The organism is Hyphobacterium sp. CCMP332 (assembly GCA_014323545.1).
Lineage (GTDB): Bacteria > Bacteroidota > Bacteroidia > Cytophagales > CCMP332 > CCMP332.
The window spans coordinates 440,001-464,575 of the sequence record CP058647.1; the positions used below are offsets into that span (position 1 = coordinate 440,001).

22 protein-coding genes and 4 tRNA genes (1 of these 26 only partly in view) are annotated in these 24,575 nt (G+C 36.4%); 17 read left to right on the forward strand and 9 right to left on the reverse strand.

All coding sequences use genetic code 11. The annotated features are described in order from the left end of the window. Positions 1 to 1,847, reverse strand: the 5' portion of a protein-coding gene (locus HZR84_01830; GenBank protein QNL20734.1) for a bifunctional (p)ppGpp synthetase/guanosine-3',5'-bis(diphosphate) 3'-pyrophosphohydrolase. 361 nt of this gene lie to the left of the window's left edge; 1,847 of the gene's 2,208 nt are visible here — the first part of the coding sequence; it begins with the start codon at positions 1,845 to 1,847; its stop codon lies off the left edge, out of view. A 283-nt stretch (positions 1,848 to 2,130) separates the two neighbouring features. On the opposite strand from HZR84_01830, the gene HZR84_01835 reads away from it, so the two are divergent. From HZR84_01835 to clpX, 4 genes are all read left to right on the forward strand, one after another. Next, positions 2,131 to 2,212: transfer RNA gene (locus tag HZR84_01835), tRNA-Leu, on the forward strand. Between the two features lie 57 nt (positions 2,213 to 2,269). Further along, positions 2,270 to 3,610 (forward strand): trigger factor, encoded by a 1,341-nt coding sequence (tig, locus tag HZR84_01840; protein ID QNL20735.1) that lies wholly within the window; start codon positions 2,270 to 2,272, stop codon positions 3,608 to 3,610. 75 nt (positions 3,611 to 3,685) lie between these two features. Beyond that, the gene (locus tag HZR84_01845; protein ID QNL20736.1) at positions 3,686 to 4,357 is read left to right on the forward strand and encodes an ATP-dependent Clp protease proteolytic subunit; all 672 of its coding nucleotides are present in this window, start codon (positions 3,686 to 3,688) and stop codon (positions 4,355 to 4,357) included. A gap of 2 nt (positions 4,358 to 4,359) precedes the next feature. Then, positions 4,360 to 5,595, forward strand: a complete 1,236-nt coding sequence (gene clpX / locus HZR84_01850; GenBank protein ID QNL20737.1) for an ATP-dependent Clp protease ATP-binding subunit ClpX — start codon at positions 4,360 to 4,362, stop codon at positions 5,593 to 5,595. Here the strand turns inward: clpX and HZR84_01855 are convergent. From HZR84_01855 to HZR84_01865, 3 genes are all read right to left on the reverse strand, one after another. Beyond that, entirely contained in the window at positions 5,582 to 6,658 is a 1,077-nt protein-coding gene (locus HZR84_01855; GenBank protein ID QNL20738.1) for an o-succinylbenzoate synthase, read from the reverse strand. The two genes, clpX and HZR84_01855, sit on opposite strands and share 14 nt — an antisense overlap. Further along, on the reverse strand, positions 6,655 to 7,179 hold the full coding sequence (locus HZR84_01860) for a DUF922 domain-containing protein (GenBank protein ID QNL20739.1): 525 nt from the start codon (positions 7,177 to 7,179) through the stop codon (positions 6,655 to 6,657). Before HZR84_01860 ends, HZR84_01855 begins: the two co-directional genes overlap by 4 nt. Before the next feature lie 139 nt (positions 7,180 to 7,318). Next, on the reverse strand, positions 7,319 to 8,173 hold the full coding sequence (locus HZR84_01865; GenBank protein ID QNL20740.1) for a universal stress protein: 855 nt from the start codon (positions 8,171 to 8,173) through the stop codon (positions 7,319 to 7,321). Positions 8,174 to 8,387: 214 nt separating this feature from the next. Between HZR84_01865 and HZR84_01870 the strand changes: the two genes are divergently transcribed. Beyond that, positions 8,388 to 8,636 (forward strand): hypothetical protein, encoded by a 249-nt coding sequence (locus HZR84_01870; GenBank protein ID QNL20741.1) that lies wholly within the window; start codon positions 8,388 to 8,390, stop codon positions 8,634 to 8,636. 428 nt (positions 8,637 to 9,064) lie between these two features. Here HZR84_01870 and HZR84_01875 read toward each other — a convergent pair. The 4 genes from HZR84_01875 to HZR84_01890 form a co-directional block, all read right to left on the reverse strand. Then, positions 9,065 to 9,139, reverse strand: a tRNA-Pro gene (locus HZR84_01875). Positions 9,140 to 9,279: 140 nt separating this feature from the next. After that, positions 9,280 to 9,353 (reverse strand) — tRNA-Arg (locus HZR84_01880). Beyond that, entirely contained in the window at positions 9,331 to 9,582 is a 252-nt protein-coding gene (locus tag HZR84_01885; protein ID QNL20742.1) for a GIY-YIG nuclease family protein, read from the reverse strand. Before HZR84_01885 ends, HZR84_01880 begins: the two co-directional genes overlap by 23 nt. A gap of 105 nt (positions 9,583 to 9,687) precedes the next feature. Then, positions 9,688 to 9,775 (reverse strand) — tRNA-Ser (locus HZR84_01890). Between the two features lie 153 nt (positions 9,776 to 9,928). Between HZR84_01890 and HZR84_01895 the strand changes: the two genes are divergently transcribed. From HZR84_01895 to HZR84_01945, 11 genes are read left to right on the forward strand one after another with little or no spacing between them, the layout of a single operon-like run. Further along, positions 9,929 to 11,650: an ABC transporter substrate-binding protein gene (locus tag HZR84_01895; protein ID QNL20743.1), complete on the forward strand. Its 1,722-nt coding sequence runs from the start codon at positions 9,929 to 9,931 to the stop codon at positions 11,648 to 11,650. A gap of 26 nt (positions 11,651 to 11,676) precedes the next feature. Next, positions 11,677 to 12,687 carry an ABC transporter permease gene (locus HZR84_01900; protein ID QNL20744.1) on the forward strand — a complete coding sequence of 337 codons (1,011 nt, stop codon included), beginning with the start codon at positions 11,677 to 11,679 and terminating at the stop codon, positions 12,685 to 12,687. Position 12,688: 1 nt separating this feature from the next. Further along, entirely contained in the window at positions 12,689 to 13,843 is a 1,155-nt protein-coding gene (locus HZR84_01905) for an ABC transporter permease (protein QNL20745.1), read from the forward strand. Next, on the forward strand, positions 13,840 to 14,808 hold the full coding sequence (locus HZR84_01910) for a VWA domain-containing protein (protein QNL20746.1): 969 nt from the start codon (positions 13,840 to 13,842) through the stop codon (positions 14,806 to 14,808). Before HZR84_01905 ends, HZR84_01910 begins: the two co-directional genes overlap by 4 nt. Beyond that, positions 14,805 to 15,680 carry a hypothetical protein gene (locus HZR84_01915; protein QNL20747.1) on the forward strand — a complete coding sequence of 292 codons (876 nt, stop codon included), beginning with the start codon at positions 14,805 to 14,807 and terminating at the stop codon, positions 15,678 to 15,680. The genes HZR84_01910 and HZR84_01915 overlap by 4 nt, the downstream gene beginning before the upstream one ends. Positions 15,681 to 15,697: 17 nt before the next feature. Next, positions 15,698 to 16,876, forward strand: a complete 1,179-nt coding sequence (locus HZR84_01920) for an acetyl-CoA C-acyltransferase (protein ID QNL20748.1) — start codon at positions 15,698 to 15,700, stop codon at positions 16,874 to 16,876. A gap of 49 nt (positions 16,877 to 16,925) precedes the next feature. Next, the gene (locus HZR84_01925; protein QNL20749.1) at positions 16,926 to 18,263 is read left to right on the forward strand and encodes a toxin-antitoxin system YwqK family antitoxin; all 1,338 of its coding nucleotides are present in this window, start codon (positions 16,926 to 16,928) and stop codon (positions 18,261 to 18,263) included. Continuing rightward, on the forward strand, positions 18,264 to 19,199 hold the full coding sequence (locus HZR84_01930; GenBank protein ID QNL20750.1) for a phosphoribosylaminoimidazolesuccinocarboxamide synthase: 936 nt from the start codon (positions 18,264 to 18,266) through the stop codon (positions 19,197 to 19,199). Between the two features lie 41 nt (positions 19,200 to 19,240). Further along, positions 19,241 to 19,612 (forward strand): STAS domain-containing protein, encoded by a 372-nt coding sequence (locus tag HZR84_01935; protein ID QNL20751.1) that lies wholly within the window; start codon positions 19,241 to 19,243, stop codon positions 19,610 to 19,612. Between the two features lie 24 nt (positions 19,613 to 19,636). Further along, positions 19,637 to 20,554 (forward strand): ribonuclease Z, encoded by a 918-nt coding sequence (locus HZR84_01940; protein QNL20752.1) that lies wholly within the window; start codon positions 19,637 to 19,639, stop codon positions 20,552 to 20,554. Between the two features lie 21 nt (positions 20,555 to 20,575). Continuing rightward, positions 20,576 to 21,376 (forward strand): queuosine precursor transporter, encoded by an 801-nt coding sequence (locus HZR84_01945; protein ID QNL23160.1) that lies wholly within the window; start codon positions 20,576 to 20,578, stop codon positions 21,374 to 21,376. Here HZR84_01945 and HZR84_01950 read toward each other — a convergent pair. Beyond that, positions 21,373 to 22,203, reverse strand: a complete 831-nt coding sequence (locus HZR84_01950) for an RNA methyltransferase (protein QNL20753.1) — start codon at positions 22,201 to 22,203, stop codon at positions 21,373 to 21,375. The two genes, HZR84_01945 and HZR84_01950, sit on opposite strands and share 4 nt — an antisense overlap. On the opposite strand from HZR84_01950, the gene HZR84_01955 reads away from it, so the two are divergent. Beyond that, on the forward strand, positions 22,196 to 24,550 hold the full coding sequence (locus HZR84_01955) for a BamA/TamA family outer membrane protein (GenBank protein ID QNL20754.1): 2,355 nt from the start codon (positions 22,196 to 22,198) through the stop codon (positions 24,548 to 24,550). The two genes, HZR84_01950 and HZR84_01955, sit on opposite strands and share 8 nt — an antisense overlap. Positions 24,551 to 24,575: the final 25 nt, after the last annotated feature.

A 24,575-nucleotide genomic window follows, 5' to 3' on the forward strand; every position in this document is an offset into this window, starting at 1 on the left:
AAAACATCATCGCCCGGAATGGGGTTACAACATTTCGCTAATACGTAATCTACCTTATCCATGTCCTCTCCTATCAAGAGGTAATCTGAATTGTCATTACGAATTTTTTTAACTTCTTTTTTGAAGCCAAGCGCATCTCTGAATCTTTTTAGCGCGCTGGACTTTTGCTTATCGAGAAATTTCTTGAAACTTTTGAGATCCTTGAGTTCAAGATTCCCATTTCCAAAGCGATAGTAAATCTCCTTATCACCTCTCAGGCTAAAATAGGAACGCATTTTAACCATTATATCAGGGCTGGGTTCTATCCCTAACTGTTTCATTTTTTTGAAAAACAGATCGCGTCCTATCTCTATTATTTCCTTCTTACCTTCTTTTAAGACACTTTTGATTTTGGCTTTGGCTTTGGAGGTTACCACAAAATTCAACCAATCTTCCGAGGGCTTTTGTTTTTGGCTGGTCAGAATTTCAACCTGATCGCCATTGCTCAATTTATAGCTAAGTGGAACTAGTTTATGATTCACTTTTGCTCCTATGCAATTGGCTCCAATTTGTGTGTGTATTTCAAATGCAAAGTCCAAAGCAGTGGCACCGGCTGCCAGTGTTTTTAAATCACCCTGAGGTGTAAAAACAAATACCTCCTCATTAAATAAATTTGATCTGAAATCATCAAGAAATTCCAAAGCCGAAGTTTCATTCTGTTCTAATAAATCTCGAACCCTGTTCAACCAACCGTCCAGTGCAGGTGCAGATTTTTTAGAATCTCCGCTTTTGTATTTCCAATGTGCAGCGTATCCCATTTCTGCAATTTCATCCATTCTTCGTGATCTTATTTGCACTTCAACCCATTGCCCGGTATTGCTCATTACCGTGGTATGCAAGGATTCATAACCATTGGCTTTGGAGGTGCTGATCCAATCTCTTAAGCGATCTGGATTGGGTTTGTAGAAATCAGTTACCAAAGAGTAAACATGCCAGCAAGCGGCCTTTTCCTTATCTTCAGGCACGTCAATAATTATTCTTACAGCAAACAGATCATACACTTCCTCAAAAGGTATGTTCTGCTTTTTCATTTTATTGTAAATGGAATGTATAGATTTGGGCCGGCCTTTAATTTCGAATTCAATGTTTTCTTTGTTGAGAACTGCTTTGATAGGTTTTATAAAATCCCTAATAAATTTACTTCGAACATCTTTGGTTAAAGCAATTTTTCTGGTGATTCCCCAATAGGAATCGCTGTCATTGTATTTTAAATAAAGATCCTCCAGTTCTGATTTAATGGAATACAGCCCAAGACGATGCGCTAATGGTGCATAGAGGTAAATGGTCTCTGCTGAAATTTTCAACTGCTTTTCCCGCATCATACTATCCAGTGTTCGCATGTTATGCAGTCGGTCGGCAATTTTGATCAAGATTACCCTTACATCTTCTGATAATGTAAGGAGCATTTTTCTAAAATTTTCAGCCTGTTGAGATGTGCCGTATTCAAAGCTGCCGGATATTTTGGTCAGGCCATCGATGATTTTTGCCACTTTCTGGCCAAACATTCTTTCGATGTCGTGCAATTCATAATCTGTATCTTCAACTACATCGTGGAGTAATGCTGATACAATGGAAGTGGTGCCAAGACCTATTTCATCAATACAAATCTCTGCAACGGCCAAAGGGTGGTATATATAAGGCTCTCCGGATTTTCTTCGCATATCCTTATGCGCATCCAGGGAAAGATTAAAGGCCTTTTTAATAATCTTCGCATCTCCATCTTTGAGCATGGGCTTGGCCTTTCTCAAAAGACGCCTGTACCTCCTCAGAATTTCTTTCTTTTCTACTTCATTTTCCGCTACAAGCATAAAACCAAAAATAAGAATTTGAATGAATAAATTTCATTTGATTTAGCTTACATTTATGTAACAAAATAATGTTAAAAATATTCGAGATTTCAATTTTTATATTACTTTTGCAGCCTCTTTGTAAAAACCGGGTAAGTTCGGTTTATTTATTGGTATTAAGTCATAAACAATTGCGGATGTGGCGAAATTGGTAGACCTGCCTGCCGACAGGCAGGCGCACTAGATGTCTAGTGCTGTTTGAATGCAAGGTAAAATATCAATTAAAATCATCTGATTGTTAGATGCGGATGTGGCGAAATTGGTAGACGCACTAGACTTAGGATCTAGCGCCGCGAGGCATGGGGGTTCGAGTCCCTCCATCCGCACATCAAGCCCTGATTCTTAAGGCGTTTCGGGGCTTTTTTTATTTAAAACTTAGAAAATTGGAAATTACACTTAACAAAAAGGAATCTAACCACGGTCACATCGAAATTAAATTCGATGAAAAAGACTACAAGGAAAAGATTGAACAAAAACTAAAAGAATACGGCAAAACCGCCAGCCTTAAAGGTTTTAGACCGGGAAAAGTACCTCCCGGACTGATCAATAAAATGTACGGCAAAAGCATTAAAATTGATGAAATCAACAAAATGGTTTCCGAATCAGTGGAGTCTTATATCAAGGAAAAAGATCTGAAACTTATTGGTGATCCTCTTCCTGCTAAGGATAGCCTGGAAGGAATAGACTGGGCTGAACAAAAGGATTTCGAATTTAAATACGAAGTTGGGCTTGTACCCAATTTTGAAATTCCCCTTTCGGAAAAATCAAAATTTACCAAGTACGAAATAAAACCGGATCAAAAAACGCTGGATAAGACGATTTTAAACATTCGTAAACAAAGTGCCGAAAGAAATGAAATGAAAGAAGTTGCTGATGATAGTGTTCTCACCGGTAAACTTGAAAACAAAGAGGCGGAACTTGAAAAACAATCGGAAATTGATTTGTCACTCATTAGTTCGGCAAAAGAAAAAAAGTCATTTATTGGTAAAAAAGTAGGTGATACAGTTGAAATCAATCTTGTAAAAGCATTTGATAAAGAGCCAGATGAGCTTTCCAGAATTACAGGAAAAGCACTTATTGAGACCAAAAAAATGAAGGGGAAGTTTCACTTTACCATAGAAAAAATTGAAACGTTAAAATTACCTGAACTTAACAAAGATCTTTACGACCGTGCAATTGGTCCTGATAAAGCTAAAGACGAAAGTGAATTTAAAAATGAGGTAGAAAAAATCATTGCCAAAAATAACGATCGCGAATCCGAAGGTTTTCTTCAGCGGGAAATACAGGATTATTTGGTGGACAAAACCAAAATGGAACTTCCCAAAGAATTTCTGAAGCGTTGGTTATTAGTGAGTAATGACGGAAAAGTAACTGAAGAGCAAATCGAAAAGGAATTCGACCTCTATGTCAAAGAATTAAAATGGAATTTGATCATCAGTAAAATCCAACAGGAGCAAAAAATTGAGATCAAACACGAAGACATCCTCGAAGAAACCAGGAATATGGTTATAAATCAGTTTGGAGGTGGCTTTGATCCTAACCAAATGGGAGAATTTTTAGAACAATTTGTTCAAAATTACCTTAAAGAAAATAAGGGTCAGAATTACATGAATATTCACCGACGACTATTGGACCAAAAGGTCATGGAATGGACCAGAAACCTCATTACAGTAAAGGATAAAAAAGTTACTTGGGAAGAATTTGAGAAAATAGTCTTAAAATAAGTTTTCTAAAGTCTTGAAAAGTCCTTAAAATTAAGGGCTTTTTTTTTGAATAAATATCTAAATAATTGCATATAAATGAATATTAAACAGGATTTCAGAGATTATGCTGTCAAACATTTAAACTTAAATGGTATGGCAACTGATCAATATATACACACCATAGAAAACCTCACGCCAAATATCATCGAAGAGAGAAGAATGAACGCTGTGGCGATGGACGTGTTTTCAAGACTAATGATGGATCGAATTATTTTTCTCGGTGTACCTATTGATGATTACGTAGCTAATATTGTTACTGCTCAATTATTATTTCTGGAGTCCACAGATTCGCAAAAAGACATTTTAATGTACATCAATAGCCCGGGAGGTTCTGTTTATGCCGGACTGGGTATGTACGATACCATGCAATACGTAAGGCCCGATGTGGCAACAATTTGTACAGGTATGGCTGCTTCAATGGGCGCCATTCTTCTATGTTCAGGTGCTAGCGGCAAAAGAACTGCGCTTCCGCACTCCAGAGTAATGATTCATCAACCCATGGGTGGTATTGGAGGCCAGGCTTCGGATATTCAAATCACCGCAAACGAGATAAAGAAAATAAAAACAGAATTGTATCAAATTCTGGCTGATCATTCCGGAAAGGATATCAAACAAATAGAAAAAGATTCAGACAGAGATTATTGGATGAGGGCACCTGAAGCTTTGAAATATGGTTTAATTGATGAAGTACTAGAAAGAAAAAATTAATTATGGCTCAGGTAAATTGTTCATTTTGTGGAAGAAGTAAGAAAGATGTTCGTCTGATGATATCGGGTATACATGCCCATATTTGCGATAAGTGTATCGAACAAGCGAATGTTATTCTTGAAGAGGAGACTAAAAATCAGGATTCTGTTCAAACGCCTAAATTAAAACTGAACAAGCCTAAAGAAATTAAAGAATTCATAGACCAATTTGTAATTGGTCAGGATGAGGCTAAAAAAGTAATGTCCGTTGCCGTTTATAATCACTATAAGCGACTGTTGCAGGGAAAAGAAATAGACGATGATATAAATATTGAGAAATCAAATATTATAATGGTTGGCGAAACCGGCACGGGAAAAACTTATTTAGCCAGGACCCTTGCAAGAATGCTTCAGGTTCCATTTTGCATTGCCGATGCCACTGTATTAACCGAGGCCGGTTATGTAGGGGAAGACGTTGAAAGCATCTTAACCCGTTTGTTGCAAGCGGCCAATTACGATCTTGAATCAGCCCAAAGAGGTATTGTATATATCGATGAAATAGATAAGATTGCAAGAAAGGGAGACAACCCAAGTATTACAAGAGATGTTAGTGGCGAAGGAGTGCAGCAAGCACTTCTGAAATTGCTCGAAGGAACAACGGTCAATGTACCACCGCAAGGAGGAAGAAAACACCCCGATCAAAAAATGATTTCTGTAAATACAGAAAATATCCTGTTTATATGTGGCGGAGCTTTCGACGGAATCGATAGAGATATTGCCAAAAGGCTAAATACCAGGCCACTTGGATTTGCAGGAAATGCTAAAAAAGATAGTGATTCAAGGGTTGACGAAAATAATTTACTTCAATACGTAACCTCTCAGGATCTTAGGTCATTTGGTTTGATTCCTGAATTAATCGGAAGATTACCCGTAGTTACTTTCCTTAACCCTCTCGATGACAAAGCATTAATTCAAATACTTAAGGAACCTAAAAATGCCATTACCAAACAATACAAGAAATTGTTTAAGATGGAAGGAATTGAATTATCATTTGATGAAGAAGCTTTAAAATATATAGTCAAAAAAGCACAGGAGTATAAATTAGGAGCAAGGGGTTTAAGATCAATATGTGAAGCAATAATGATCGATGCCATGTACGAAGGTCCATCGGATGAACAATCAAAAAATCTGAAGGTGACCAAGCGCTATGCGCAAAGTAAATTTGAAAAATCTAAACTGAGTTCTCTTAAAGCGGCTTAAATTCCAAGTCTTTTAAATCCCAATCCAGGGAATTGTTATAGGATATTTTCCCTGTAGAAATTGTTAATGGAGATTTGATATTATTCTCAAATAGCTTACCTGTGCCTAAGCCCTGATATAAGTCCGGTTTGTATTGAGATACAAATTGAGAAATAGCATTCAATCCTATATTTGATTCCAATGCAGAAGTAATCCACCAGCCTATGCCTTGTGATTCTGCAAAATCTATCCATTGTGAAGTCTCATAGAGTCCCCCATGTAAGCTGGGTTTAAGTACAATAAATTGTGGCCTAATTAATTTTAGCAAAGCCAGTTTATCATTTGGTTCCCTAACACCAATAAGCTCCTCGTCTAACGCAATGGCTAATTTTGAATCCCTGGCTAACCGAGACATATCTTCAAAATTTTTAACAGCAATGGGCTGTTCTATAGAATGGATATCCAGTTTGTACAACTCATTCATTATTTCCCTAGCTTCATCGTATTGAAAAGCACCATTGGCATCCACGCGTATTTCAATTTTATCTTTTCTGAATTTTTTTCTCAAATCATGAATCAAACTCATCTCACGATCTATGTCCAGGGCACCAATTTTTATTTTGATACATTCAAATCCATCGTTGAGCTTTTGAGCAATTTGCTCTTTCATAAATTCATATTCACCCATCCAAATGAGGCCATTTATTGGAATATGTTGTTGACCATTAAAAAAACCGGTCTTGTAAATCTGAAAAGGACTTTCTAAACGCACATCATAAAATGCGCTTTCTATTGCAAATTTTATGGATGAAAAAACCTGGTAATCCCGTTGTATAAATTCTTCTATTAACTGAGCATCGCCGTTTAGTTCTTTAAGTTTGAAATGAATTAGCGATTTTAAATCCTCGTCAAATTCCTCACTCAATCCTTTCAATGGTCCCGCCTCACCCAGCCCAACGGCATTGGATTTTTCATTATGTAGTTTTAGAAAAGCAGAATATTTATTTTTTATAATGCCACGGGAAGTGCCGGCATCAAACTTGAAAATTAAATTTCTTTCACCCAGGGACCAGTCAAAATTCATTTGTCAAAGTTGTATTTGGAACTGCTAAAAGATTTATATTTTTCCAGAGTGGACATAACTTTTTGCTCCCAATCTTTTTGCGGAATATCGTTCAAACCATGATCCGTTTCTTTATCATATAGCTTTTGAGTTTCAGCCAATTCTTTTAATCCTTCTTCAAAGGTTTTTTGTAATTTTTTACTGTCTTTCATACTGTTTAATTCCAATTCAGCCATTTTTTTGCGAATCTTTCTTGCATTTAATTCCGCAATTGCGAAATGTAATTGCTCATGACTTAATAAATCATCAGACTTTAATTCAGCTTTCACCCAGGAATTTTGAGGAGAAAAATAGCAATCAACTTTCCAGCTAAATTCACCCTCCTGGAATGACATTCCAAATTCTGTTCTTGTGTAAGTTTCAGCAGCCATCGGACTGCTTTTTACAGCTCTTGCTTTAAAATCTTTCCAGGACAAATTGATGCTGTCATTCCATCTTATTTTTTCCTGAGCATTTACAGAATGGCTTATTGATATGAACAAGTTAAATGTCAGGAAGAATAAAGTACACCTGAATGAATTATTTCCGTAAATCATTATTTGATTCTTTCTAAATGGATATCAAAATAAACATAAAAAAAGCAGAACCGAAGTTCTGCTTTTCTTAAGGTTGATTTTATAATTATTCACTTACCGCCAAATAAGGTAAATCCAACTCGTTAATCATTTTTTCAGTGTTACTTCCAAAAAATAATCGGATCAATCCTGAATTTCCTTCAGAAATACTGGCAATTATATCCATATCGTGTTTCTGCACATAAGATTTGACCATTTGACTTAAATCGCCCTTGGAGATGATTTCAATTGTATAATTTTTAAACTCATAATCTTTTGCAAAATCTTCCAGTAAACCTTGAATATTCTCAACAGTTGCATCTTTGTTTTGTAAAATATGTGTTAGATGTACTTTCATATTCATTAACTCGGCGAAATCACGTATGGAAGTGACGTTTTCTTCCTTATATGCTTTCATATCTGTTAAGAGCATCAAATGACCATTTTTCTTAATCCATGTCTCTTCTTTTACAATCAAAACAGGGACATCAGCAATCCTCATGGTCACAGCGGCATGGTTTCCGGAAAACCATTCCCAGAATGATGTTTCACCGCTCGTACCCATTACAATCAGGTCTGCTTTGTGATCATTTAAATAATCTTTCAATGTATCTTCAAAATCACCAATTCTAATGACTCCTGTAATTTGGTTTTGTTCATTTCCATATTTTCGGATGATTTTATCCAAATCAGATTTTTTCCTGGCAATTAATTCTGCCATGTAATGGTCATTTTCTTTGGCTTCTTCCTGTCGCAATTGAATATCTGCACTTGGACTGAAATTATCAGCCTCGGCTTTGGGAAGAGCGTGAAACAAAGTAATTTTTGCATCAATGTCTCTGGCTATTTTTAATCCGCTTGCCAGTCCATGCATTGCTTCATCGGAAAAATCTATCGGTATTAATATATTCTTAGCATTCATAATCTTAATTTTTTTTGACTTATCTATTAAAGTTCAAAATACATGCCTTGTCTATATAAGTTAGAGAGCTTTAAAAAATAAAAGTTTGTAGAATTACTTCTACAATCAATTTTATTTTTTGAGTATTATTTCTACAATAAATTATAATTATATTTTGAAAATAGCAGTGAATTGCTTAGCTCTTAGCTAAAATTGAACGCATAATTAAAAAATCATGAAAGATCCATTAATACAACATGGGGCCGACTATAAAGCATTAAGAAGACAGGGTCTGAGCAAAGAATGTGCTGAAAAAATAGTACTGGCCTCTAATCTGGAAAAGCAGAAGATTGGAGAAAACCATTTTGAACAATTGTCATATGAAAATATTATGGAATTGGCTCATTTGCGAAGTATAAAAGGTATAGAATCAATGTCTAGGGAAGAATTAATTGCGGCCCTGCGCGCTCAATCTAATAATTAGCCACTAAAAGGAGCGTATGTATTCTTTGGCTCTCCGTACGCATTTAAGATTTGGTTCTTTTTAATCGCCTTTCCTGCTCACCCGGAAAATTCCGAGACGAAAACCCCTTCTGCTGCGCAGAATGTTTTCTTGTTTTATTGGCATTCAGCAACAAGGATTGGCTCATTCCATTCGCCTTTCCTGCTCACCCGGAAAATTCCGAGACGAAAACCCCTTCTGCTGCGCAGAATGTTTTCTTGTTTTATTGGCATTCAGCAACAAGGATTGGCTCATTCCATTCGCCTTTCCTGCTCACCCGGAAAATTCCGAGACGAAAACCCCTTCTGCTGCGCAGAATGTTTTCTTGTTTTATTGGCATTCAGCACTAAAGTGCTGACGCCATAAAACAAGAAAACCCCTGACGTTTCCGTCAGGGGTTTTGTCTCTTGTCGGGGCGGCAGGATTCGAACCTGCGACCCCCTGGTCCCAAACCAGGTGCGCTAACCGGGCTGCGCTACGCCCCGAGAAATTGTAATAACTCAATCAATTAATATTATATCTAATTGATCGACTTTATCTGCCTTTTAATAGCTTCGCCCGGTAAACCGGGCTGCTTGTCTGCCGAAGTGTAACGCAGGCAGGCGCTACGCCCCGAGAATTTTTGTGATTCCACCAGGACTCGAACCTGGAACCTACTGCTTAGAAGGCAGTTGCTCTATCCAGTTGAGCTATGGAACCAATATTTTATGAGTTCTTTTCCAGAACCACCTTTTAAATACTTTTCACGAATTCGGGCATCCGACCTTTTGTCGAACTCTTCTACTTTCATCAATTTCCAAGGTCTATAACCTTTTGTCGATTTTGATTTCCATCTATTGTGTTCCTTTAATCTCCTTTCTACATCTCCTGTCATTCCAACATAGAATCGACCTTCTTCTTCACTTTGCAATATGTATACAAAATACATTTGTATAATCTCAGTTGCTCCCTGCCTGCCGGCAGGCAGGTATCCAGTTGAGCTATGGAACCATTTCAATATTTTCAAGTCCTTCTTGTAAGAACCTTTGCTTTGCGGAGAGAGGGGGATTCGAACCCCCGGTACCCGAATAGGGTACGGCAGTTTAGCAAACTGCTGGTTTCAGCCACTCACCCACCTCTCCAAACTAATTGTGAGAAGAAAATTAATGCCCTCTCCAAAATCAGGATGCAAATGTATGATTATTTTAATTAAAACATGAAATAGAATTATCAAATTTCTATGGCACACTAAAAAAAATATCAATCGAAAAATCCATTTCTCTATCTTTGACAGAATGAAAAGAATTCATGTCTATTTATTAGTCTTTTTCACACTCGCTCTATGCCTTTTCTCTTCGTGCAATTCTCCAAAAGTAGAAGAGAATGAAAATGAATTTTCAATAAGCATGAATATTTCAACCAACCCTCAAACTATAAATCCGCTTTATTACAGCAGCTCTACGGATATTTTTATTTGCAGACATCTTTTCCAACCCCTGCTTTCTATAAATGATAGTTTTAATGATTATGTACCGATCCTCGCCGAAAAATTACCGGAAGTAAAATCAGTAAATGATAAAACGGCAATTCATTATTCACTAAAACCCGAAGCTAAATGGGGTAATGGCACTTCAGTCAATTCTGAAGATGTTATTACAAGTTTTAAAATAATTTTCAATCCCCATAGCGAGCTCCCATACCTTGTTAATTATTATGATTTTATTGACTCTATAATTGCACTAAACGAATTGGAATTTTATATGTACATAAACTCAGAAGCAAATAACGCCTATTTCAATAGTGGAGATTTTGAGATCTTACCAAAGTATATTTTTGATCAGGACAATGTACTGGATGCTTACAGTATTCAGAACTTGAAAAATTATAATCCAGATGATAAAATAGATTCAGCTTTATTAAAACTTGGTGAAGACGTAATTAATATTAAAATATTAGATCCTGAGGCTGAAATTTCCGGTACCGGTGCTTATAAAATAAGTGATTATAACATTAACAATAACATCACTCTTACAAAAAAGAAAAACTGGTGGGGACAGAAATATTCAGATCAATCCTATTTTTTTAAATCCAATCCCGACAATATAAATTTCAAAATTTACCTCGAACCCCTTTCGGCCATTATGGAATTCAATAATTCCAATCTGGATGTATTGTTTGGTCTGAATCACGAATCGCTTAAGTCAGTCCTTGACAATCAGAATATAATGGACAATTCAAGATTGATAAAATTTAATGTAAATGCATTTGTTTATTTATCTGTAAATAGCTCAAATTCACTTTTTCAAAATGTGTCTGCCAGAAAGGCCATGGCCATTTTATCCGACCCTAATTCATTCATCCAAGATATTCTCATGGATCAGGCTGTTTCTATTTCCAGCCCGGTATCACCAAATAATAAAAGACTGTACAATTCTAATTTACAAGCGATGGAGTTTGATCCTGAAGGGGCATCTTTACTACTTGAAAAAGCGGGTTGGGTGAAAAGGAACAGTTCCTGGTATAAGAATAATCAGGAAATCTCACTTGATTTTCTCATTCAGTCAGGCAATAAAAATTCAGAGGACTTTGGTATATATTTTAAAAACAAGGCGTCAAAAATTGGATTGAAGGTAAATTTGATCCCATTGGAATTTTCCGAATTCATTTCCAGAATAAGGGATGGCAAATACACTCTGGCAAGGTTGGGAACAAGTGTGAGTCCCATGTTTGATAATCACCGCGCATTATTTCACAGTTCATCTATTGGACAAAGAAACTATCCCAGAATGAATAGTCCTGAAATTGATTCACTTATTGGAAAAATAGAAATTGAATCTAATCCTGAGACAAAAAGACAAATGATCCATTTGCTGCAGGAATTGATATATAATGAATTTAGCTATGTATTTCTTTATTCACCGATTTCGAATGTAATTATAAATAACAGGTATAATAATTTCACTTTAAGCGCCGACGCACTCCGGCCCTGGTTACCTGCATTCACCTTTAAAAGATGAATTCTTATTTTCTGAAAAGACTATTAATGATTCTACCCGTCCTTGGGATTGTCTTGCTTTTAACAATGATTCTAGGACACTATGCGGGTGAAATACCTCCTTATTTACTGGAAGATGATACTAAAAGAGTCTATTCCGAGGAGCAAGTCGAACAATACAAAGAGAAAAGCGGATTAAATGAGGCCTTTTTTTACATTTCAATAAACAAAAAAGGCGATAAGTATTTTTACTATCCTCATTTCAAATGGAACGGTTCAAAAAATCGTTTTCACAGATATTTGTCCAATTTTATACTAGGAAATTTAGGCTACTCCAACTTTTATAAATCCAATGTTTGGGATGTTATAAAATTGCCCATTTTAAGAACAGTCATAATCAATATAATCGTATTGATATTCGTCTATTCTGCAGGCTTATATTTGGGTTTTTATCAGGTCCTCAAGCATAACAGCATAATTGGTAAATCTTTCAATGTGATCGGACAGGTTTTTTATGCCATTCCTTCATTTTGGTTAGCTATTCTATTATTATGGCTTCTTGCCAATTCTCAGAATTTTTATTTATTTCCAACCAATGGATGGGTTTGGAACACGAATCATGGTATTATATATGCCATATTGAATTTATCATGGTCTTTAGTCTTGCCCGTAATTTGTCTTTCATTGGGTTCTGTGATTTATATCGCAAGTATTTTCCAACAAAAAATGAAAGAAGAGACAAAGAAATCTTATTTCAAAGCGCTCTTGTCTCGAGGGTTTAGCAGAAAATACATTTTGCGAAAGCATGTTTTTAGGATCGCCCTTATTCCGGTGGTAGCGGTTTCAACAGATTTAATTCCCGGCTTAATTAGTGGTTCAGTAATCATTGAAAGTATATTTAACATTCCCGGAATGGGCAGAATGGCATTTCAGGCATTCTTTACAAAGGATTATCAAATTATATATGCGATAACCTTAATGGCCACTGTCTTAACATGGCTCAATTGGATTCTTGCAGATTATATTTATTCAAAACTTGACCCAAGAGTCCAATTCTAAAATGAGAAAGTTTAACATAGGCATTATTATCTCAATCATATTTCTTGTTATATGGATTGTATTGGGTCTTTTTTCCGAATTGATTTCCTCCGAAAAACCTCTTTATTACAGCGAGGATGGTAAATCTTATTTTCCAATATTTGAAAAGGAATCTCTTCGAAACTACAAATCGCAAAAATTCGAAGCAGTCTTATGGCCCCCAATTCCTTTCTCTTTTTCAAGCATGGACATGCAAAATACCGGTTCCAAAGCTCCCGGTGTCAAGGAAAATCGAAAAAGTGGAAATTTTAAACATTTATTGGGAACGGATCATTTAGGCAGAGATGTTGCCGCAGGTTTGATTGCCGGTGCGAATGTTTCTCTTAAAATTGTTTTTTATTCCCTATTACTTTCGGCAATGTTTGGAATTCTGATCGGATTGATAACAGGTTATTTTGGCGATCACGGATTAAAAGTGCGTTTCCCAATTCTAATTCTCATATTCAGCTTAATCCTTACTTTGATTTTTCATTCCTCCGGATCGGGCTTAATATCCCTATCATTTATTATCTGGTTGCTGCTCTGTTTCATCTTGTACTTCCTTCTCAAGTCTATTCCTTATAAGTTTTTTAATTCTAAAAAAAACCTGCCATTGGATCTGTTGATATGGCGCATTTTGGAAATATTTGATTCTATTCCTAAAATTTTACTTCTCATTGCCATTTTCGCTGGTTTTAGTCCTTCTTTGGAAAGAGTCATAATTCTTATCGCCCTCATAAGCTGGCCGGGCATCAGTAAAATTGTAAGGGCAGAAACACTCTCAGAAAAAAATAAAAACTATATCGAAGCAGGAAAGGCTTTGGGCTTTAAAAACAGCAGATTGATATTTATTCATATTTTACCCAATATTATTGCTCCAATTAGCGTGTATCTAACTTTTTTTGCCGGTTCGATTATACTTATAGAATCCTCTTTATCGTTTTTAGGTTTGGGAATGCCACCGGATGTTCAAACATGGGGAAGAATGTTGGCCCTAGCCAAAAATCACTTATCTTCCTGGTGGTTGGTCTTCTTTCCAGGCTTTTTTATTTTCGCGACCGTGTATTCATTAAACACCCTTGGAAGGTATTTAAGCTCAAAAATTCAATATAGAAAGCAACAGAATTTGTTGATATGACATTTTATAAAACATTAGGATGGTTTGAGATAATATCAATCGCTGCTTTCGCGCTGTTCTATATATTGTATATAATTAACACCTCGAAAAAAGCGAGTCGTTTTAATACGAACACATTCAATTTACTTAAAAAGTTGTTTTTGAGAACGGCCTACTTTGTTTTGATAATTATAGCACTTCTCGGCCCATCTTTTGGGGAAGTAAAAAAAGAAATCAAGGCTGTGGGTAAGGATATTTATATTGCTGTCGATCTCTCGCTTTCAATGAATAGCAATGACATACCTCCAAGTCGATTGGAAAAAATAAAATTTGAATTAAAAAATATCTTAAATGCGTTTAAGTCCGATAGAATTGGCTTAATCATATTTTCCTCTGAAGCCTTTGTGCAATGTCCGCTTACCTATGATCAAAATGCCCTGAGTTTATTTATTGAAACATTAAATTCAGAATTGGTTCCAAATGCAGGCACCAACCTCGAAGCGCCATTACATTTGGCCCTTGATAAACATTTGGATCCAAACAATACCACCACAAGTAAACAGGCCAAAGTTATTATGGTTATTTCCGACGGTGAGGATTTTGAAGGAGATATCGATGAAATTTCAGAAAAAATTAGTGAAAATGGAATTAAAGTATTTACTCTGGGCGTTGGTACTTTGGACGGTGGAAAAATTCCATATGCCAATTCATTTAAAACTGACCGTAATGGCAATATAGTCGTCAGTAAATTGAATGAAGAGTCACTTAAAAAATTAGCAGCAGAAACAAATGGCAACTATTTCGTTCTCAACGATGAAGTCAATGAAGTGGAAAAAATGATTAACGATATCAGCGTCATCGAAGGCGAACTTCGCGATACAAGAAACATCGATGCTTCGGCCAATAAATATTACTATTTCCTTTTTATTGCATTGATGCTAATTTGTGTAGACCTATTGTTTACATCAAGGACATTCAGAATATGAGCTTGATTTTGACCATATTGATTTTAATTTCGGGTAATAACAATTACACCGATAACATCAGTGAATTCAACAAAGTAAAGAGAGAAGCTGAATTTGCCTACAATGATGAGAATTATCATTTAGCAGTTGAAAAATACAGCTATCTGATTGATTCTTTAAATTATCAGAATGATGCTGCCAAATTGAATTTGGCTCATTCCCTTTATCAAATGGATGAAATAGATAAAGCTAAAACCATTTATTCTGATATATCAAACTCAAAAGACAAGGAAATAAAATCCATTGCCAATCAGCAATTGGGGGTATTTGAAAGTAGAGGCAAAAATCTCCAAAAATCGCTCGACTTTTTCAAAAAATCATTAATGGCCAATCCCAGTAATGAAGATGCCAGGTATAATTATGAGCTCGTAAAGAAAAAATTGGAGGAAGAGCAAAACCAAGAGAATCAGGATCAGGATAAAAAGCAAGATCAGGACCAAAATCAGGATCAAAAAGATCAGGACCAAAATCAGGATCAGAAAGATCAAAAAAACCAGCAGCAAAATAAAGAGCAGGAGCAAAAGGAGCAGGAGCAAAAATCTGAAGAGGACAAAAAGAAAGAAGAGCAAGAAAATAAAGAGGAACAAAAGGAACAGGGTCAAAAGGACAAAGAAGATGAGCAGAAACCTGAGCCCAAAGAAGGAGAAGAGCAAAATCCCGAGGAGATGAAAAATCAAGCTCAGCCGGGAGAACCCAATTTTGAGGAAAAAGAAATATCAAAAGAAATGGCAGAAATGATTCTTCAGGCCATGAGAAATAAAGAATTGCAATATTTGCAACAGATAAAGCGCAAACCACAAAAACCTGTGAACAAGGATAAACCGGATTGGTAATCCATAAAAAAAGAATTATGAAAGAAGTAGTTATAGTATCTGCAGTAAGAACGCCCATTGGTAGTTTTGGAGGAACTTTATCAAGTATTCCAGCTACTCGCCTGGGTGCAGTTTCCATTAAAGCCGCTCTAGAAAAGGCAGGACTCGATTCCAAAGAAGTAAATGAAGTATTCATGGGGAATGTATTACAGGCCGGCCTTGGTCAAGCACCGGCTCGTCAGGCATCCATGTACGCCGGAATTTCAGATCAGGTTCCCTGCACAACGATTAATAAGGTTTGTGCATCAGGAATGAAAGCAGTTATGCTTGGCGCTCAATCCATTATGTGCGGCGATAATGATGTGGTCGTAGCAGGTGGTATGGAAAATATGTCTGCGGTTCCACATTATTTACTCAACGGAAGAAATGGGCAAAAACTCGGTGATTTGAAACTGACCGACGGGCTCCTTTACGATGGCCTAACCGATGTATACAATTCTTATCACATGGGGAATGCAGCAGAACTTTGTGCTAAAGAATGCAATATTAGCCGGGATGATCAGGACAAATATGCCATTGAGTCATATAAAAGATCGGCATTGGCCTGGGAAAACGGCTGGTTTAAGAATGAAGTTATTCCCGTTGAAGTTCCACAAAGAAAAGGTGATCCAATCGTATTTGAGGAAGATGAGGAGTACAAAAACATTATAATGGATAAGGTACAAAAACTCAGACCTGTATTTCAAAAGGAAGGCACAGTAACCGCAGCCAACGCATCAACATTAAATGACGGGGCTTCAGCAATCATTTTGATGAGTGCTGACAAAGCCAAAGAATTAGGAATTAAACCCATCGCTAAAATCAGATCATTTGCCGATGCGGCTCAAGCGCCCGAATGGTTCACTACTGCGCCTTCCAAAGCGCTTCCAAAGGCAATAGATAAAGCAGGTTTAAAATTTTCTGATATAGACTTTTATGAAATCAATGAGGCATTTTCAGTTGTGGCCATTGCCAATAATCAGGAAATGAAACTTAATCCGGCAAAAGTAAATGTCCACGGAGGTGCCGTTTCTCTTGGTCATCCTTTGGGAAATTCCGGAAGCAGAATTTTGATCACCCTGATAGGTGTTTTACAACAGCACGGTGGAAAGATTGGGGCCGCTGGAATTTGCAACGGAGGCGGAGGTGCTTCTGCTTTGGTACTCGAATTAATGTAGACTGAAATATTGGAAGGCAATTTTGTCTTCCAATTTCGTTTCAATTCCAATGAAGTTTCAAAACAGCTTTCCATTATTTTTCACCGCAATTTTTATTGCGCTTTCCTCTCAATTGTCTTTTGCGCAAATGCAAAAAAGAGAATACTATGATGAGGCGAAAAGGGTATTAAAGGAAGAGTATTATGTTAAACTCGAAGACATGAACACTCTTCACGGTGAATATAAGAGGTATTATGAAGATGGAGATCTTGCTGCAAAAGGCTTTTTCCGCGATGGTTTAAAGGATACGACCTTCCTGGAGTTTTACCCCAACGGAAATACAAAAATAATCGCTACATATAAAGATGGCAAGAAAGAAGGGCCCCTGGAGATTTATGATATGGACGGTCGTATTCTTCAGAAAGCATATTTCAAAGAAGATAAACTTCAGGATGAAATTTCCGGATATTATGAAAATGGCAATGTGCGAATTATTGGCAAATTCAAAGACGGTAAGCCCGAAGGCCTTATCAATGAATATTACAGCAATGGAAATCTGAGAAGTGAAATTTTTTATGAAAACACCCATCAGCATGGACCGGCTAAGCTTTATTATCCAAATGGCGTCCTAATGGTGGAACAGACCTATAACAAAGGGGTGCTTTCTGGTAATTTCAAGACCTATTTTCCATCAGGTAAACTCGAAACCGAAGGAGTTCACGATGACGGAGAAAAGAACGGCGTATTTACAACTTATGCTGAATCAGGACAAAAGCTATTAGAAAGTCATTATTCCAATGGCTTAATGAACGGCCAGGCAAAAGGTTGGTATAGAAACGGCAATTTAAAATACCAGTTAAATTACAAGGATGGTTCTAAAATTGGCAAGTGCTATAAATATTATGATGATGGTTCAAATATGGAATTGGCAGTTTATAAAAACGACGAAGCTGATGTGAAAATCACTGGCTACTGGAATGACGGAACCATCAAATACAAAAAACAAGTAAAGGATAAAATCAATTCTGGGACCTGGCAATATTTCAATGAACAGGCCATTCTTGTTAAAAAAGAACCCTACAAAAAGGGAAAACTATACGGCGAGGTTATCAGCTATTATGATCACGGTGCAACTAAGAAAGTCGAGACCTTTGTTCACGGTAATGCGAATGGTGAAGCCACCGTATATCATGCCAATGGGGAGGTAAAGGAAAAATACTTAAACAGAAGAGGGAAAATACACGGAGAGTATATCGCATTTCATGACGATGGCAAGAAGGCCGTCAAGGGGCAATACATTCTTGGTATGAAAAACGGATTATGGCAATACTTTGATGAAAATGGCAATCTAATCAAGGAAGAGTCGTATAAAAGAAATAAATTGACGAGTGAAAAAACCGTCAAATAAATGCAGGCCATTAAAGAAACCAATTTTCAATTTAAAAATCAGACAGGCTTTTACAGAGGAAAGGTAAGAGATGTTTATTTTTTTGATCAGAAAATGGCAATAGTTGTCACGGATCGCATTTCAGCCTTTGATGTAATTCTTCCTAAAGCAATCCCTTTTAAAGGTCAGATTTTAAATCAGATAGCCAAAAGAAATCTGGAGGCAAGCAGAGATATTATTCCCAATTGGCTGGAATCCAATCCAGATCCAAATGTTAGCATCGGTAAAAAATGCAATCCCATACCCATAGAAATGGTAATTCGGGGCTATTTATCCGGGCATGCCTGGAGGGAATACAAATCCGGGAAAACACATATTTGTGGCGTTCCTTTCCCTAAGGGAATGAAAGAAAACGATAAATTTGATAAGCCAATCATTACGCCGGCAACCAAAGCTGAAGAAGGCCATGATGAAGACATTTCACGAGAGGATATCATCAGGCGAAACATTATTGATGAAAATACTTATCAAAAACTTGAAGATATCACCAGAAAGCTCTTTGAAAGAGGCACAGAATTAGCTTCCAAACAAGGCCTGATTTTGGTAGATACAAAATATGAATTTGGCATTTACGAAGATCAAATATACCTGATTGATGAAATCCACACTCCTGATAGCTCGCGCTATTTTTATGCTGATAATTATTCCGAAAGTCAAAAAAAAGGCCAAAAACAAAAACAGCTCTCTAAAGAATTTGTACGTGAATGGCTAATGGAAAATAACTTTCAGGGGAAGGAAGGGCAAATCATTCCGGCGATGACAGAGGATGTCCTTAAAATGATTTCTGACCGATATATTGAACTGTTTGAAAAACTCACAGGAGAGAATTTTGAACCAGATCTTGATGAAAACCCATTGCTAAGAATCAAAAGAAATATAGAGAAAACTTTCGGCTAATGATTTTTATTCGTAAAATCGTAATGATTTAATAAACCAGTATGAAATACAACATAACAAAAGGCGAGAAATACACTATTTTCAAAATAGAAGAAGACAGGCTAGATGCTGTTGTATCACCGGAAGTGAAATCCCACATGATTATATTTAAATCGGAGGGGATAAGAAATATCATTATTGACCTTCAGGAAGTTAAATACGCAGATTCATCCGGATTGAGCGCAATTTTAACTGCCAACCGTGTATGTAAGGAACAAAATGGAATACTAATTCTGAGCAATGTTTCCGAACAAGTCCAAAAATTACTGGAAATTACACAATTGCATCGCGTCATTGAACTAATTCCAACCAATGAAGAAGCCATTGACAGAGTATTTCTACATGAAGTTGAAAATGATTTGGGCGAAGAGTAGCGCCCAAAAAATTCCTTAAACGATTTGATTAAAATAACAGTTTTAGGATCAAGTTCAGCAATGGCCGCGCACGGAAGGTATCCTTCGGCTCAAATTATGCATCACGATAATGAATTGATACTAATAGATTGTGGCGAGGGCACCCAGTTTAAATTGCAGGAATTAAAAATAAAAAGCCATAAAATTAATCATATCCTTATCAGTCATTTACACGGAGATCATTTCTTTGGATTGATAGGTTTGCTTTCCAGCATGCATTTACAGGGAAGGAAAAAAGAATTAAACATATACGGCCCTCCGGGTTTAGCCGAATTAATTCGTCTGCAACTTAAATATTCCAATTCCGTTTTAAACTATTATATTAATTTTCAACCTTTGTCTGAAGGCAAAAAAGAATTAATACTTAGTACAAAAACCTTAAATATTTATAGCTTCCCACTAAATCACAGAATTGCCTGTTTCGGATTTCGATTTGATGAAAAACAAAGTCAATTGAATATCATAAAAGAAAAACTGAATCCTGAAATAAGTGCCGAAAATATAAGAAGCATGAAACAAGGTCAAGATATTTTAAAAAAAGATGGAACTGTGAAGTTTTTTCATCGTGATTATACTTATCACAAAGGTGAAGCACTTTCTTATGCCTATTGTTCTGATACTCGTTTTGATAAAAGCATTTTAAATGAAATAAAAAATGTAGATTTGTTATATCATGAAGCAACATTTCTTCATGAATTAATTAATAGAGCAGAACATACTTTTCATACAACTGCAAAAGAGGCCGGTAAAATGGCCAATTTAGCAGAAGTTGGTAAATTAATGATTGGGCACTTTTCTACGCGCTACAAAGATCCGGACTTATTACTGGAAGAGGCGAAAGAGGAGTTTGAGAAAACTATTTTGGCAATCGAAGGACAAACTATAGCTGTAACCAAACCCTAAACTGTGGAGGAAAATAAGCAAATAAGCCCTTCGAACAGCTTTTCTGAATCTAAGAAAACTACACTTTTCATTGTATTGGCAAGTATATTCCTGACCAATGCTATTCTTGCAGAGCTTATTGGCGTTAAAATATTTTCTGCAGAGGCCTTTGTGGGCCTGGCTCCGGCACAAATGGATATTCTTGGTTTTGTACTGGATTTTAACCTCACTGCGGGTGTTGTCATCTGGCCTGTTGTATTTATCACTACAGATATTATAAATGAATATTTTGGACGCGACGGCGTAAAGCGTCTAAGTACGCTCACGGCCTTTCTTATTGCCTATATTTTTGTTGCTATCTATTTTGTTACTTCCCTCCCCCCCGCAGATTTTTGGATGGAAATAAATGGTAAAATGCCGGACGGAACACCCTTTGATATTAATTATGCTTTTTCAAAAATCTTTCTTCAGGGCCTCGGAATAATTCTGGGTTCAATTTTTGCCTTTCTAATTAGTCAGTTTTTGGATGTATACGTTTTTCATTTCTTAAGACGATTTACAGGAAGTAAGAAGATATGGGTGAGGGCTACAGGTTCTACTTTGGTTTCCCAACTGATTGATAGTTTTGTTGTACTTACAATCGCGTTTTACATTTTTGGCGAATGGTCGGTGACACAGGTCGTTTCGGTCGGGATTATTAATTACATCTATAAGTTTACCGTAGCCGTAGTGCTTACTCCTCTTTTGTATCTTGCTCACGGAATAATAGATAATTATCTTGGCAAAGAGTTGGCTGAGAAAATGATTCAGGATGCCTCCGACTCGACCAAGAAGGTGCTTTAAATTAATTCCAATCTGTTCAGATTATCCAATATGATTGAAGTGGCAATGGCCAGGTTCAAACTCTCTGCCTGCCCGTTTCCCGGAATATGTATTTTATGATTTATATGTTTTTCCAGTTCTCCTGAAATGCCATGTGATTCGCTTCCCATTAGAATTATACCATTTTTGGTTTCTAATTTCATTTCGTGGATATTTTGACCTTCCATGTCTGCTGCCAAAACCATTCCTTGATAACCACTGAGTACCTCTTTGAGATCTTTGAACAGAATATTTAAACGCAAAAAAGACCCTTTACTGGCCATGATCACTTTGGGATTATACAATTCCACTGAATTATGACTGCAGATGATTGTATTGATACCAAACCATTCAGCTGATCGGATAATGGTTCCGAAATTACCCGGATCATTTATAGAGTCAAGCGCTAAAACCCATCCTCTATTATATTCAATTTTCTTTTCTTCCGGAATTTGGAGCAGGGCAATCCCAAATTTATTAGACATCAAAGTACCGGCTCTTTCCAGCCATTTCTGCCCGACTAATTTGACATCTATTCCTTTTTGCTTGGCTTTTTCGCTTATTTTGTAGTCGGCATCCTGATTTAACCAAATGGCTTCAATTTTAAAATCCGAATCTATCGCTTCATTTATGATTTTATCACCTTCTACGATAAACTGCTTAAATTCCTTTCGAAATTTCTTATTTTTTAAAGATTGAATCTTTTTGAGGTCATTTTTATAATCCATTTGCTTGATAATCAGAATTCTTAAATATAAATATGTTTTAATTGCCGCCCTGGCAATTTTGCTGTCCTCCTGTTTGAGCACTCAAAAAGGTTTAAAAGACTATGAGTATTTTCTGTACAAACAAAGCATTAAAGGAAATAAGAATTTTAGTTATTATGAATTAGAGGAGCTCCTGAGACAAAAAACAAATCGAAAAATTCTCGAGCTTCCTATAATGCCTTATCTCTACATCTATAATTTATACGGTGATAAAACTTTTGAAAAGAAAGCGGGAAAGCGAAGGGAACAAACCAGAAGAAAGTATGAAAAAAAATTGGCTAAGAATCCTGAAGACTCCCTAAAACTCAGTCGCAAGTTTGAAAAACAAATTAAAAAGATAGACGATTACCAAAAAGAAGGGCCTTTTCTAAAGCGGGAAGTAGGTGAGCCACCTACCATTTTTGACTATCAGCTCGCCGAGGAAACCCGAAAACAATTGAGTTTATACCTCTTAAAACACGGTTATTTTTACAATGAAGTAAACCTGAATATTGACACCTTTGAAAATAAGCAAATTGTAAATTCTGAGTATCTCATTAAAGAGGGAAAACCGGTCAAGGTGAGAAATATAGAATATCTGAGTGATGACTCCCTAATCAATTCCTTAGTCAACCCGCTTTCTGAGGAATTCAATTCAAATTTGAAAGTTGGAATGATTTACAATGAAGAAAAAATTAACAAAGAGATTACAAGTCTGGAAACCTTTTATAAAAACCATGGATTTTTTGCTTTTCGAAAACAATACGTATTTGTACAAGTCAATGACACATTCTCGGATTTTGAGGTAGATCTTAAATTTCGGATAATAAATCCCAATCCCGACAATGGATTTAAACGATTTAAAGTAGAAAGAGTACAGTTCATTGCAGAGTCCAATTATAACCCTCCTCAGATGAAAAGGGATACTTTAATAGCCGATGATATCCGCTTTCTGCAATACAGGGAAAAGGTTAAAAAGAAACTACTTACAAGAAAGATTAAAATTCGACCCGGAACATTTTACAATTATGATTTTACAGTTAAGAGTCAAAGGAACCTGAGCAATTTAAACATGTATCGTTTTGCCAATATTCGATACGACAGTACTAAAAACGGATTTACGGCGAATATCTATACTAGTCCACTGCCAAAATATTCAACATCTGTAGAATCAGGCGTTGCAGTGACACAGTGGCTTCCGGGTCCTTTTGGAACGGTAAATTTTAGAAACAGAAATGTGTTTAATGGTGCTGAAATATTGGATATTGGACTGAGAGGGGGCATAGAGGCGCAAACAAGCTTTAGTCAGGAAAATCAGGTCTATAGAAGTTCTGAATTAGGCGCTAATATGGCCGTCACCTTTCCTAGCTTGGCACTTCCTTCCAGGCTGAGATTTCGATTTACGGATTTTAATCCCAAAACACGATTGAATTTGGGAATCGGATATATTCGTCGACCGGAATATGCCAGAACGAATATCAATTCCAATTTGCGCTATTCTATTTCTCCATCAAACAATTCTGTAATAAACCTTCAATTGCTTGACAACTCACTTTTATACACACAAATTCTCGATCCTGCTTTCAGCACTTATTTAAACGATCTATTTGATCGGGGAAACAATCTGATTTATTCCTTTGGTCAATCTATAAACACCAGTATAAATGCCGAATACACTTACAATGACTTCAGTTTGTTCAAATCTCGGCAGTCGAAATATTTTAATATCTATCTGGAGTCGGGCGGAACAGTTTGGAATTTACTGAGCAATTCATTTTTGGAATCCAATGATACAATTCTTGGTCTACAGTATTTCAGGTATTCAAAAACCAGTTTCGATTTTAGAAAATACTTCCCTACAAATAGGGAAAACACCATTGCTGTTAAGTTTAAAACCGGTATCGCCTATCCCTATGGAATAAACGAAGTATTGCCGTATGAAAAGTATTTCTTTATCGGAGGAAATAACAGCATGAGAGCATGGCGACCACGAAGACTTGGCCCCGGTTCCTATGCATTAATCAATTCCGATGGAAGCATAAATTACAGTTTTGAACAACCCGGTGAGATTTTACTCGAAGCCAGTGCAGAATGGCGATTTGACCTTATTTCGTTTATTGAAGGTGCCTTTTTCATTGATGCCGGAAATGTTTGGCGTTTAAATCCTGTTCCTACACTTCCAGGTGGCCAATTCGAGTTAAATCGTTTTTATAAAGAAATTGGAATTGGTTCGGGCTATGGAATTAGATTTGATTTTTCCTTCCTGATACTCCGTCTCGATGCGGGATTTAAAGTGTTCGATCCCGGAAGAAAACTCAATCAACGCTTTTCTCTTAACAGCATTGCGGATATTGATCCGTTTAACCCAAATAAGACGCTCTGGAATATTGGTATTGGGTATCCCTTTTAGTTAATTTGTAAAGCCTTAAAAAATA

What these genes read in the sequence shown, in the direction of transcription:
- HZR84_01900 (QNL20744.1), top strand. Translation starts at nt 11,677, where the DNA reads ATGATTCTACCCGTCCTTGGGATTGTCTTGCTTTTAACAATGATTCTA.
- HZR84_01905 (QNL20745.1), top strand. Translation starts at nt 12,689, where the DNA reads ATGAGAAAGTTTAACATAGGCATTATTATCTCAATCATATTTCTTGTT.
- clpX (QNL20737.1), top strand. Translation starts at nt 4,360, where the DNA reads ATGGCTCAGGTAAATTGTTCATTTTGTGGAAGAAGTAAGAAAGATGTT.
- HZR84_01865 (QNL20740.1), bottom strand. Translation starts at nt 8,173, where the DNA reads ATGAATGCTAAGAATATATTAATACCGATAGATTTTTCCGATGAAGCA.
- HZR84_01855 (QNL20738.1), bottom strand. Translation starts at nt 6,658, where the DNA reads ATGAATTTTGACTGGTCCCTGGGTGAAAGAAATTTAATTTTCAAGTTT.
- HZR84_01870 (QNL20741.1), top strand. Translation starts at nt 8,388, where the DNA reads ATGAAAGATCCATTAATACAACATGGGGCCGACTATAAAGCATTAAGA.
- HZR84_01845 (QNL20736.1), top strand. Translation starts at nt 3,686, where the DNA reads ATGAATATTAAACAGGATTTCAGAGATTATGCTGTCAAACATTTAAAC.
- HZR84_01930 (QNL20750.1), top strand. Translation starts at nt 18,264, where the DNA reads ATGCAGGCCATTAAAGAAACCAATTTTCAATTTAAAAATCAGACAGGC.
- HZR84_01885 (QNL20742.1), bottom strand. Translation starts at nt 9,582, where the DNA reads ATGTATTTTGTATACATATTGCAAAGTGAAGAAGAAGGTCGATTCTAT.
- HZR84_01925 (QNL20749.1), top strand. Translation starts at nt 16,926, where the DNA reads ATGAAGTTTCAAAACAGCTTTCCATTATTTTTCACCGCAATTTTTATT.
- HZR84_01920 (QNL20748.1), top strand. Translation starts at nt 15,698, where the DNA reads ATGAAAGAAGTAGTTATAGTATCTGCAGTAAGAACGCCCATTGGTAGT.
- HZR84_01895 (QNL20743.1), top strand. Translation starts at nt 9,929, where the DNA reads ATGAAAAGAATTCATGTCTATTTATTAGTCTTTTTCACACTCGCTCTA.
- HZR84_01935 (QNL20751.1), top strand. Translation starts at nt 19,241, where the DNA reads ATGAAATACAACATAACAAAAGGCGAGAAATACACTATTTTCAAAATA.
- HZR84_01910 (QNL20746.1), top strand. Translation starts at nt 13,840, where the DNA reads ATGACATTTTATAAAACATTAGGATGGTTTGAGATAATATCAATCGCT.
- HZR84_01915 (QNL20747.1), top strand. Translation starts at nt 14,805, where the DNA reads ATGAGCTTGATTTTGACCATATTGATTTTAATTTCGGGTAATAACAAT.